Source organism: Kitasatospora sp. NPDC057692 (assembly GCF_042799475.1).
Lineage (GTDB): Bacteria > Actinomycetota > Actinomycetes > Streptomycetales > Streptomycetaceae > Kitasatospora.
The window spans coordinates 40,096-51,788 of sequence record NZ_JBHVIV010000066.1 but is presented as its reverse complement, the minus strand read 5'-3'; the positions used below and the strand labels follow the sequence as shown (position 1 = coordinate 51,788).

The window sequence follows — 11,693 nt, the reverse complement described above, 5'->3', positions numbered from 1 at the left end:
AAAACGCTCGGCTGGAGAACCCCAGCCGAGCGCCTGCGTGATCTACTGACGACCACGTAAGCCATCAGGTGTTGCGAGGACCGTTAGAAACCGCCACGTCCGGCGGGGCCCTTCCCGTGCCCGCGCACACCCTCTCGGAGCCTGCCCGGCAAGCGAACTGACAACGTTTCGGTTGCGGCGAACGATTCTCCGGTCCGCGATCTTCCCAGCGGAGTGTGACGTGTGCCATTTTACATGTCACACATCGAAGACCGTGTGCCCCAAAACACACGGCCCCGACGGCCCGGAGGCCCCCACAGATGCGTTCCTTCCGCATGTCCGCCGCCACCGCACGCAGAGTCCCTGCGCTCGGCACCGCCTTATTCCTCGCGATCGGCCTCTTCGCCCCGCAGAGCCAGGCCGCCCCGGCCCCCGCGGGCCCCCCTGCCGCCGCCGGCACCACCTCTTCTTCGGCGCCCCGGTCGATCCCGTTCCCCGAGCCCGACATCCGACGGACGCACCCCTTCAAGCTCTCCGCCGACGACAACGACCGGGACGAGCGCTCACTCGGCGCCCCGACCGCCGCGCCTGCCTCGGCCGCCAAGGGCTTCTCGGCCGCCGCCGCAGACAGCTGTCCCACCGACCTCTCCGAGCTGATCAGCGCCACGGGCAGCGCGCTGGTCCAGAAGCTCAAGGATCTGCCGAAGGTCGAGTGCACCTACCCGCTGTTCGACCTCACCGGGGACAACGCGGCGACCGCCTTCCGCGAGTCCAACCTGGTGACCGTCGCCAACGCGCTGCGCGACGACTCGCCCGCCTACCCGGGCGACAACAGCACCCACATCGGGCAGCTCCTGCTGTTCCTGCGCGCCGCCTACTGGGTGCAGTCGAACTACCCGGCCGTGGTCGGCGCCTACGGCCCGACGCTGACCGCCGCGGCCAACGGCGCGCTGGACGCGTTCTTCGCCTCCCCGCACAGCAAGGACACCACCAACGCCAACGCCGCGCTCCTCGTCGAGACGGCCACGTTCATCGACCAGACCTCGACGCTCGGCCGGTACGCCGGTGTCTACAAGTGGCTGCTCTCCACCTACGACGGCCTCACCGCGCCCGAGCGCCTCCAGGCCACCGTCCGGCGGTTCGACCCGATGGTCAAGGACGGCTTCGAGGACAAGAAGGACACCACCGGCTGGAAGGCCGCACTCCGGGCCGACCCCACCATTGTCGACGTCTGGGCCGGCTTCATCACCCGCAACGAGCCGGTGCTGAACCACGACACCCTCGTCAGCAACACCGGCCGCTTCCTCGGCTACGCCCTGAAGGTCGACGAGCTCAAGCCCCGGCTCCGGCCGATCCTGAAGGACCTGATCACCCGCTGGCCGAACACCGGCCCGACGGCCCCGATCACCATGAACCTGGGCTGGGCCACCCGCCAGTTCGACAAGGGTCACTGCGCCGACTACGGCATCTGCGACCTGGGCGCCCGCCTCATCCCGGTGATCCTCCCGACGACGTACACCTGCAACCCGGACCTGAAGATCCGGGCCCAGGACATGTCCCCCTGGCAGCTGTCCTCCACCTGCACCAACCTGGTGAACCAGAACCCCTTCTTCCACAAGATCATCGGTGACCAGGGCGTCATCCCCGGGGACGTGAACACCAACCTCGAGGTCGTCGTCTTCAACGACGAGTACCACTACAAGCTGTACGCCTGGGCCTTCTACGACATCGACGTCGACAACGGCGGCATGTACGAGGAGGGCGACCCGAGCAAGCCGGGCAACCAGGCCCGCTTCATCGCCCATGAGGTCTGGTGGGACACCTCGACGTTCTCGATCTGGAACCTCAACCACGAGTACACCCACTACCTCGACGGCCGCTACAACATGGGCGGCGACTTCGCGGCCAGCGAGCTCACCCCGACCACCTGGTGGGTCGAGGGCATCGCCGAGAACATCTCGGCCGCCTACCGCAACGAGCGCAACGACAAGGCGATCGACCTGGCCGCCACCAAGGCCTACAAGCTCAGCGAGCTGTTCGACACCGTCTACGACCAGACCGCCAGCGCGGAGGTCAACACCAACCGCGTCTACCGCTGGGGCTGGCTGGCCGTGCGCTACATGCTCCAGAAGCACCGCGCGGACGTCGACACCGTGCTCACCAAGTACCGCGCCGCCGACTGGAACGGTGCCCGCGCCTTCCTGAAGCAGGACATCGGCACCCGCTACGACGCCGACTTCAACACCTGGCTGGACGCCTGCGCGAGCAACGACTGCGGCCCGCTCCCGGAGGCCCCCACCGGCCCGGTCACCCCGACCATCCCGGTCTGCACCATCCCCGACACCCGTCAGTTCGACAAGAACTGCCGCCGTGACAACCTGGCCGCCACCACCGGCAACTACAGCTACCACTTCGTCAACCTGCCGGCCGGCGTCAAGACGCTGACCATCACCAGCAGCGGCGGCACCGGCAACGCCGACCTCTACTACGGCGGTTCCACCTGGGCCACCACCGGCGCCTACCAGGCCAAGTCCACCAACGCCGGCAACGGCGAGACGCTGACCATCACCAACCCGCCCGCCGGGTGGGCCTTCTTCAGCCTCGCCGCCCAGCAGGACTTCGCGGGCGCCACCCTCAGCGTCCAGTACCAGTAGCAGTACTCGACAGCACCACCCCCAGGGGCCCCGCCGGTGTGCGAACGGCGGGGCCCCGCCCCGTGCCTACAACTCCTCCTCCAGGGGCAGCCGGTGGACACCGGGGAGGTGGGTGTCGAGCTCGCCGGGCTCGAAGCGGCACATGCCGACGGCGTGCCAGAACTCGCCGGCCACGTCGCCCTCGCACTTGTAGGCGCCGGAGGGCAGCAGGGCCGCCCAGCCGTCGGGGGCGCCGAGGAGGGTGGCGAGGGCGGTGGGTCGGCCGTCGACGGGGACCCGCCAGAGCCGGACGGTGCCGTCCTCGCCGCCGCTGGCGAGCAGTGAGCCGTCCGGGCTGAAGGTGACGGCGAGGATCCGGCCGGTGTGGCCGCGCAGGCCGGCCAGTTCGGTGCCGCTCAGCGGGTCCCAGATCCGGACCACCCGGTCGTCGCCGGCGGTGGCGAGCAGCGGGCGGTGCGGGTGGGCGGCGGCCGTCCACAGCCGGCCGACGTGGCCGGTGAGGCGGTGGCGGACGGCGCGGTCTACCCAGATCAGCGCGGTGCCGTCCCAGGAGGCGCTGGCCAGCCAGTCGCTGTGGACGGACGGGGCGACGGCGTACACCCGGTCGGTGTGGCCGTCGAGTTCGGCCACCACCCGGCCGCTCGCGATGTCGGAGATCCGCACCGTGGTGTCGTCGCAGCCGGTCAGCAGCTGCCGGCCGTCCGGGCTGAAGGCGATGGAGCGGACCCGGCCGCGGTGCTCGCGCAGCGTGGTGAGGTGGGCGCCGGTGCGGCGGTACCAGATGCGGACGGTGTCGTCGTCGTTGGCGGTGGCCACCAGGACGCCGTCGGCGCTGAACGCCTCCGCCCAGACGTGCTCGGTCTCGACGTCCATCTCGCGCAGGTACTCGCCGGTGCGGGCGTTCCACAGGCACAGGTCGCCGTCGTTGGTGGCGGTGGCCAGCACCGACTCCTCCGGGCTGAACACCGCGGAGACCAACCGGCTGCTGCGGCCCGAGAGTTCGCGCAGCCGGCGGCCGGTGGACGGGTCCCAGATCCGGACCGCGCCGTCGTTGCCGCCGGCCGCGAGCAGGCTGCCGTCGCCGCTGAAGGTGAGCGAGCCGATCCGCCGGCCGTGGCCGCGCAGCAGCTGGCGGCTGCGGCCGCTGGCCGGGTCCCAGAGCCGCACCCGGCCGTCGTTGCCGCCGGTGACCAGCAGCGGGTCGCTCTCCGCGCCGCCGCGTCCCGAGCCGGGCCGGAACCGGCAGGCCCAGACCGAGCCGCGGTGCTCGGGCGGCTGCCGGCGCAGCGGCACCACCTCACGCGGCCCGGCGGCGCCCGAGGCGGCCGCGTTCTCGGGGGCGCCGACCCGCCAGACCCGGACGCCGCCGTCGCTGTCGCTGGCCGCGAACCGGGTGCCCGCCTCGTCGAAGGTGACCTGGTAGATCTTGCCGGTGGAGTCCTCGGCCCGGCCTGCGGGGGTGCCGTCGAGGGGGTTCCAGAACCGGATCTGGCCTTCGGTGTCGCCGCTGGCGAGCAGGTCGCCGTCGGGGTGGAAGGCCAGCGTGTAGATCCGCCCGGCGTGGCCGGGCATGCTGTGGCGCAGCCGGCGGCCGGCCACCTCCCAGATCCGCACGGTGCCGCCGGTGCCGTCGTCCGGCCCGCCGTCGGCGGTGGCCACCAGGGTGCCGTCCGGGCTGAACGCCGAGCGGTAGACGGTGCCCCGGTGGCCGGGGAGGACGGCGAGCCGGCGGCCGTTGACGGTGGACCACAGGCGGGCGCCGCCGCCCTGGTCGCCGGTGACGATCACGGTGCCGTCGGGGTTGAACACGGCGGTGTAGACGGGCGCGGCGTGGCCGGGCAGGCGGTGCAGCGGCTCGCCGGTGGCGGTGTCCCAGAGGGTGACGACGCCGTTGAGGTCGCCGGTGGCGACCATCCGGCCGTCGGGGGCGAGCGAGACCGGCCAGACGCCGCCCGGGTGGACGTCGAGGCGGTGGCGGCACTCGCCGGAGACCGGGTCCCAGAGCCGGACGGTGCCGTCGGCGCTGCCGGTGGCGAGCACGCCCCCGGCGAACTTGACGACGTAGACGCGGCCGATGTGGTCCTTGAGGGTGCGCAGGGCGATGCCGGTGACGGCGTCGCAGACCAGCACGCTGCCGTCCTCGGAGCCGACCGCGAGCAGATGGCCGTCGCGGCTGAAGGCCACGGGTTCGGGCAGCCGGGTGGAGCGCACGTCGAAGCCGTAGGGGACGCCGACCTCGGAGGGGCTGAAGCCGGCCTCGACGGGCAGGCCGGGGGCGATGGCGGCGGCCTGCAGTTCGGGGGCGGCCAGCACCTCCTCGTCGGTGACGGCGGAGATCAGCGCGGCCCGCTGCCAGCGGCTGCCGCGCAGCCGGGCGCCGCGCAGGTCGGTGCGGATCAGCCGGGCGCCGTGCAGGTCGGCGAAGCGCAGGTCGGCGCCGGAGAGGTCGGCGGAGTCCAGGCGGGCCCCGGCGAGGCGGGCGCCGCGCAGGTCGGCGCCGGAGAGGTTGGCGCCGAGCAGCCGGGCGCCGCGCAGGTCCGCGCCGAACAGGTCGACGCCGGACAGGTCGCGGTGCGAGAGGTCCTCACCGGCCAGGGTGGCGCCGCGCAGGTCGGTGTGGGCGGGCACCCGCAGCCGGTCGAGGACCTTGACGGCGTTGAGCCGGGCCGCCTCGGAGCCGGGCTCGGGGGCGTCCAGGACGGAGCGCGCCCAGCGCTGGCAGACCTGGTGGTCGGCGAGGTCGCAGAGGAACTCGACGGCGAGCCGGCTGAGCGGGCCGCGGCCGAGCAGGGTGGCGTCGCCGCGCAGCAGCGCCTCGGCGGCGGCCCGGGCGACCAGCCACTCCACCACCGAGCCGTGGATGAAGTGGAACATGCCCTCGTCGGAGCGGACCAGCAGGCTGCCGGAGCCGACGGCGTGGGCGACCTGCGGGGTGGGCAAGCGGTTCTCGGCGAGGCCGTTGAGCACGCCGGCGATGTCGACGATCTCGTCGAGCGGGATGGAGCTGCGCCCGCTCTCCCACAGCCGCAGCGCGAGCAGGGTGACGGCCTGCCAGAGCTGGTCGAGGTGCAGGCCGGGGGCGGCGCCGGGGCCGCCGTGGCCGCGCTGCTCCTCGAACCGCAGCCAGGCGGTGAAGACCTCCTGGTAGAGGCCGGCGGCGCTGAGCGCCCGGCCGGCTCCGGCGACGGCCCGCAGCCGGTCGTGGTCGAGGTCGGCGACGAAGCTCAGCAGGCGGGGGTTGCGGCACAGCGCGAGCAGGTCGGGGATGGCCTCCAGCAGGCGCATCCGGCGGTCGGCGGCCTCCTGGTCGCCGTAGCGGTTGCCGAGGTAGCCGCGGATCTGGTGCGGGGTGAAGTCCTGGACGGCGATGAGCCGGCGCTGCGGGAGCAGGCCGACCCGCTCGCCGAGCGCGGTGAGCACCTGCTCGTGAGAGCTGAAGTGCTGGGTGCGGCTGGTGACGACGATCTTGGCGTTGTCGACGGCGGCGTCGAGCAGCACCTGGAGGTGGTCGGCGGCGCGTTCGTAGCTGACCCGGTTGACGAGCTCGTCGAAGCCGTCGAAGAGCAGCACCACCCGGCCCTGGCGGAGCATGTAGCGGAAGGCCCGCAGGTCGAGGGTGTCGATGCCGTGCTCGGTGAGGTGGGCGGCGACCAGGCCGTCCAGCGAGTGCGCCTTGTCGAGCGCGCTGAGCTCGATGAACAGCGGGGACAGGTGCGGGAGTTCGGCGGGCAGCCGGCGCGCGAGCTCGCGCAGCGCGAAGGTCTTGCCGCGGCCGAAGTCGCCGAGCAGCAGCACGAAGCGGCCGTGGTCGGAGTCGAGCAGCCGCAGCAGTTCCTCGACCAGGCCGTCGCGCTCCTCGGCGCCGGGGCGCTCGGTGTCGCGGTAGCGCTGCGGCAGGTAGAGGCCGGGGTGGTACTGGCTGTCGGTGGCCAGCCGCTCGGTCTGGGCGGCGACGTGGCCGCGCAGGTCGATCAGGCCCTGGAACTCCAGGAAGCTGCGCAGTCGCACGCCCCGGCGGCGGGCCCGGTCGCGCAGTTCGCGCGAGGGCGGCGGACCGTCGTGGACGAGTTCGGCGTCCAGGGCGGCGCCGTCGGCGTGCACCGATTCGGCGAAGCGCTCGACCTCCTCCTCGGTGGGGGTGCCGACGCAGGCGGCCACCCGCTGCTGGCGGACCAGTCCGGATTCGGCCCAGGTGACGAAGAGCTGGGTGGCGGTGCCCGCGACGGGCCGGATCTGGGCGCCGGGGTGCCGGGTGCGGCAGACCTCGGCGACCCGGGCCAGCAGGGCCTCCTCCGGGGTGGCGAGCGCGCGGGCCTCGTGGTCGGTGTCGGCGGGCTCGCGCACCTCCTCCAGCTGCGGCGGTCCGGCCTGCGGGGCCGGTGCGGGGGCCGGGAAGGCGCGGCCGGCGCGGTGCCAGGGCGCGGTGAGCCGCTGGCGTTCGACGCCGGGGGCGGGCCAGCGGGTGAGGCCCTCGCGGGTGAGCTGGAGCAGTTGGTGGGCGCCGGGGGCGGCGGCGGCGAACACCGGCAGTTCGCCGGCCGAGGTGGTGAGGGCGCGCGGGGCGGTGCGGCCGTCGCCCGGCCCGTGCAGCAGCAGGTGGAGGCGGGGCGCGGTGAGCCGGGTGAACCGGTCGCCGTCGCGCAGCGGCTCGGTGTCCGGGCCGTGCGGGGTCCGGGCGGGAGCGATGTTGGCGGAGCGCACGCCGGAGCCCGGGGTGACCGGGTGGCGCACGGCGCCGATCCGCAGCCAGCCGTCGTTCTCGTAGGGGCGCAGCGCCTGCGCGAACCAGGCGGCCTGCTCGGGGCCGAGCCAGCCGTAGCGGTCCTCGGGCCGGTGGGTCCAGGCCATCGAGGAGTTGAGCGCGGCGACGACCGTGCCGAGTTCGGGCACCGGGAAGAGCGTCCAGGGCTGGGCGCTGTCGAAGACCGTGTCCAGGCCCTGGTAGAACTCCTGGAACAGCCGTGCGTAGTGCCGCCACTTGGGCCAGTACGGCGGGGCGGGGCGCAGTTCGTCGGCCTCGCAGGTGGCGAAGTAGGCGCGGGAGGCGGCCTGGCTGACGTCCTGGCCGCCGGGCAGGACGGCCACCCGGTGCGGTTCGAGGCCGAGCAGGGCGCGCATCCCGGTGAGGAAGGTGAGCGCCTGCTCGCACTCCCGGGGGCTGCCGGAGGCGGTGAGGTCGCCGGTGACGACGACGAGTTCGGGCGCGGGGGCGCCGGCGTCGGCGAGTTCGACGAGGTCGCCCCAGATGGCGGCCTGCAGGTCGACCGGGTCGTGGCCGCTGCCGAAGGCGGGCCCGGCCAGGTGCAGGACGGTGACCGCCTCGCGTCCGGCGGAGCGGCCGGCGGCCTGCGGGTACTCGGGCTGGACGGAGGGGCGGCGGCGCCCGGCCCGGCCGGTGCCGCCGACCTGGCGCGGGGCGGGGACGGCGCCGCGGTCCTGGAGCGGGCCGCCGGAACCGCCGGGGCCGGGGCCGCCGGGACCGCCCGGGGTTCCGTTGCCCGGGTAGCCGGGGACCAGCTCGGGGCGGGCCCGGCCGTCCATCGCCTGGGCGACCCGGGTGAGCAGCAGCTCGCGGGCGCGGGCGGGCTCGGCCACGCCGACGAGGTCGATGTAGGTGAGGGTGGCGAGCAGGCCGTCGACCGGGATGTCCTCGATCCGGACGGTCACCAGCCGCCGCTCGGGGGCGTCCGGATCGGCGCGCAGCGCGGCCTGCCACTCCATCCGCCCGTACCGCGAGCGCTCGTAGTTGCGCGAGAGCAGCGCGATGACGGCGGCGGACTCGGTCACGCCGCGGTCCATGAAGTCGACGAAGTTGGTACCGGGCACGAAGTCCCAGGCCTGGAGGAAGGCCCGGTATCCGGCCTCCTCCAAGGTCCAGGCGATCCAGGCCGCCCAGCGTTCGTCCGCCGGCGAGTAGCTGATGAAGAAGTCGATCGGCCCGGGGCCACCCGGGGTCGCGTCAAGAGCCCCCATGGGAGGAGCTTATGACCGATCCGGAGAGGCTCAACCCTGTTTCACCGCAACGGGTCCGGGTGGTTTTCGGTCACCGCCGGTCGAACACCGGTACGGAATCCGACCCTCCGTGCGGCTTGCGGCCTCGACCGGCAACGCCTCGTGTGCGACCCTGACGTCCGTGTTCGCGTACTGGCCCGCCGTCAAGCGGCTGCACCCCCTGGACCTGCTGGCGGCGGGACTCCTCGCCTGTGGCCTGCTCCTCCTCGCCACCGGGCTCCTCCCGGCGGACGCCGCCGGAGCGTCCGTCCAGCGGATCGCACCGCTGCTGGCCTTCCTCGGATCGGTCATCGTACTCGCCGAACTCACCAGCGCCGCCGGAGTGTTCGACGTGGTCGCGGCCTGGGTGGCGCGGGCCGGACGGGGCAGTTACCCGGCGCTGTTCCTGCTCTGCGTCGGCTTCGCCGCGCTCACCACGACGGTGCTCAACCTGGACACCACCGCCGTGCTGCTCACCCCGGTCATGCTGGCGCTGGCCTCCCGGGTGGGCATCGCCCCGCTGCCGCTGGCGATGACCACCGTCTGGCTGGCCAACACGGCGAGCCTGCTGCTGCCGGTCTCCAACCTCACCAACCTGCTGGCCGCCGACCGGGTCGCGCTCTCCCCCGCCGGCCTGGCCCGCGCCATGTGGGCGCCGCAGCTGGCCGCGCTGCTGGTCACCATGGCCTGTCTGTGGGGCTTCTACTGGCGGCGCGGCCGGCGCGGCGCGGCCGCCTACACGCCGCCGGAGGCGCACCGGCCCGGGGACCGGGTGCTGTTCCGGATCTGCGCGCTGGCCTGCACCGGATTCCTGGCCGCCAGCCTGGCGGCGGTCGTCCCGCTCTGGGCGGCCTCGGGCGCGGCGGCGGCCGTGGTGGTCGCGGCCTTCGCGGTGCGCCGGCCGGAGGCGCTGCGGACCTCGCTGGTGCCCTGGCGGCTGCTGGTGATGGTGCCCGGCATGTTCCTGGTGGTGCAGACCGTGGACGCGCACGGGCTGCACCGGCTGCTGGCCGACGCGATCGGCACGGACGGCGGCACCCTCGGCCTCTTCCGCGCCTCGGCGGTCGGCGCGGGCCTGTCCAACCTGCTCAACAACCTGCCCGTCTACCTGGCCGGCGAGGCCGCCGTGCCGGAGGGCAACCACACCCAGCTGCTGGCCCTGCTGATCGGCACCAACGTCGGCCCGCTGGTGACCCCCTGGGCCTCGCTGGCCACCCTGCTCTGGTACGAGCGCTGCCGCTCGGCGGGCCTGCGGGTGCCGCTGGGCGGGGTGGCCGCGACCAGCGCGGTGCTGGCGCTGGGCGGCGTCGGGCTGGCGACGGCGGCGCTCGCCCTGACCGTCTGACCTACCCGGGTACCGCCCGCGCCACCAGATCGAGCAGGTACGGCAGCACCTCCGGGCGGCCCGCGACGTAGCTGCGGGCCGTGTCCGGCCGGCCGATCCGGGCGCTGAACGGGGCGCCGGCCGGCGTGCGGACCTCGATCCCGGCCTCGGTGGCGAGCAGACAGCCGGCCGGCAGGTCGATCTCCTCCGCCCGGTAGCCCACGAAGCCGTCGATCAGCCCGCCGGCCAGCAGCGACCAGGTGAGCAGCGGCGCCCACAGCTGGAGCACCCGGCGCGCCCCGCTCTCCAGAGCGTCCTTGAGGGCCCGCACCACCGGGTCGCCGGCCGGTACGCCGTGGCCCTGGGTCCAGCCGAGCACCGGGCGGGCGGAACCGGGCGGGCGCACCGGGGCCCGCAGCCGCCCGGCCGGGCCGTACGCGCCGGCGCCGCGCACCGCGCGCCAGGTCCGGCCCACCACCGGATCGTGCACCACGCCCAGCACCGGCTCGTCGTCCACGCACAGCGCGATGCCGACCACGTAGGCGGGCAGGCCGATCACCACGTTGTTGCTGCCGTCCAGCGGGTCCACCAGCCAGGTGCGGCGGGCACCGGCCCCGCCGGCGCGGTCGCCGCCCTCCTCGGCCCGGATCCGGTCGGCGGGGAAGCGCTCGGCGATCCGGCGGGTGACCAGTTCCTCGGCCAGCAGGTCGAGTTCGGTGACCACATCGCCGTCCGCGCCCTTGGCGTCCACCCGGAAGGCCCCGGGGAAGCGCGAGCGCAGCAGGGCGCCCGCCTCCTCGGCGGCGCCGACCGCCACTCGGCACTCCGCCGCGAAGGCGCCCGCGCCGTCACCCTCGCCCGCCGTCACCCCGTCGTCCACCGATCCTCCTGGCTGCCTCTCCGGCGATCCGGGCCGTCCGGTCCGCGTCGCAGAGCCGCCGCACCACCCGCCGACCGCCCCCGTCCACCGGCCCCAGCACCACGTCCACCGGCCCCGGCACGGTGCGGCCGAGCACCACGGTGGCGGTGGGCGTGCCGTCCGGCAGCACCGTGGCGTGGAACTCCCCCGCCCGCAGGGTGTACGTCTCGCCGCGCCCGCTGGTCTGCTCGGCCAGCGGCTCCCAGCGCACCAGCCGCGCGGTCGGCCGCAGCTCGTCCACCCCGGAGGCGGCGTCGCTGTGCACCTCGTAGGCCCGGTGGCTCGGCCGTTCGGGCTCGTCGTACACCCCGATCCGCAGGTTGCCGATCCGCCCGTAGAGCACGCTGCTCTTCAACTCCCAGCTGTGGCAGTGGATCTCCCGCTGCCCGGCGGCGGTCGCCGGATCGAACACGTGCACACAGACGCCGAGCGCGCCGTCGCGCAGCACCGGCAGGCAGTAGAACCCGAGCGGATGGGCCACCGCCCGCAGCACCCTGGTCCCCCGCGCCACCTGCGTCAGCAACCCGCCCACCAGCGCGTCCAGCCCCGGCTCGGCGGTACTCCGCCCGGCGGCCCGGTCGAGCGTCCTGAACAGTTCGTCGCTCATCGCTCCCCCTCGTCCCCCTCCCACATGCTAGGACCGGGGCGAAGCCGACGGCCAGCGGCCGGACACCCCGACCCCCGTTTCCCGTTGCCACTTCACCCCGTTCAGGCCGCTGCGGACGCCGCAACGGCCGCGGGGCCGCGCCCCGGGGGGGGGGGGGGGGCCCCCGGGGGGGGGGGGGGCCGCTGGGGCGGGGGGGGGGGGTAACCCCCCCCGCGGGGT

Annotated in this window: 5 protein-coding genes; 2 read left to right on the top strand and 3 right to left on the bottom strand. The window is 74.4% G+C overall.

Going from position 1 to position 11,693, the window contains the following annotated elements; translation table 11 throughout:
- The first annotated feature begins 299 nt into the window (after positions 1-299).
- The gene (locus ACFVFS_RS29850) at positions 300-2,633 is read left to right on the top strand and encodes a collagenase (RefSeq protein ID WP_380627921.1); all 2,334 of its coding nucleotides are present in this window, start codon (positions 300-302) and stop codon (positions 2,631-2,633) included.
- Positions 2,634-2,699: 66 nt separating this feature from the next.
- Here the strand turns inward: ACFVFS_RS29850 and ACFVFS_RS29845 are convergent, their stop codons facing one another.
- Positions 2,700-8,606, bottom strand: a complete 5,907-nt coding sequence (locus tag ACFVFS_RS29845; RefSeq protein ID WP_380627920.1) for a TIR domain-containing protein — start codon at positions 8,604-8,606, stop codon at positions 2,700-2,702.
- Between the two features lie 160 nt (positions 8,607-8,766).
- Here ACFVFS_RS29845 and ACFVFS_RS29840 point away from each other — a divergent pair, with 160 nt between their 5' ends.
- Positions 8,767-9,969 carry an SLC13 family permease gene (locus ACFVFS_RS29840; protein WP_380627919.1) on the top strand — a complete coding sequence of 401 codons (1,203 nt, stop codon included), beginning with the start codon at positions 8,767-8,769 and terminating at the stop codon, positions 9,967-9,969.
- A 1-nt stretch (position 9,970) separates the two neighbouring features.
- On the opposite strand, the gene ACFVFS_RS29835 is transcribed toward ACFVFS_RS29840, so the two are convergent.
- Together ACFVFS_RS29835 and ACFVFS_RS29830 are read right to left on the bottom strand one after the other, a co-directional pair.
- A complete protein-coding gene (locus ACFVFS_RS29835) occupies positions 9,971-10,828 on the bottom strand; it encodes an inositol monophosphatase family protein (protein ID WP_380627918.1) in 858 nt (285 codons plus the stop codon).
- The gene (locus ACFVFS_RS29830) at positions 10,797-11,474 is read right to left on the bottom strand and encodes a hypothetical protein (RefSeq protein ID WP_380627917.1); all 678 of its coding nucleotides are present in this window, start codon (positions 11,472-11,474) and stop codon (positions 10,797-10,799) included. The genes ACFVFS_RS29835 and ACFVFS_RS29830 overlap by 32 nt, the downstream gene beginning before the upstream one ends.
- Positions 11,475-11,693: the final 219 nt, after the last annotated feature.

Excerpts from the sequence above, each read along its gene's own strand:
- ACFVFS_RS29830 (WP_380627917.1), bottom strand. The coding sequence starts at position 11,474 with ATGAGCGACGAACTGTTCAGGACGCTCGACCGGGCCGCCGGGCGGAGT.
- ACFVFS_RS29850 (WP_380627921.1), top strand. The coding sequence starts at position 300 with ATGCGTTCCTTCCGCATGTCCGCCGCCACCGCACGCAGAGTCCCTGCG.
- ACFVFS_RS29845 (WP_380627920.1), bottom strand. The coding sequence starts at position 8,606 with ATGGGGGCTCTTGACGCGACCCCGGGTGGCCCCGGGCCGATCGACTTC.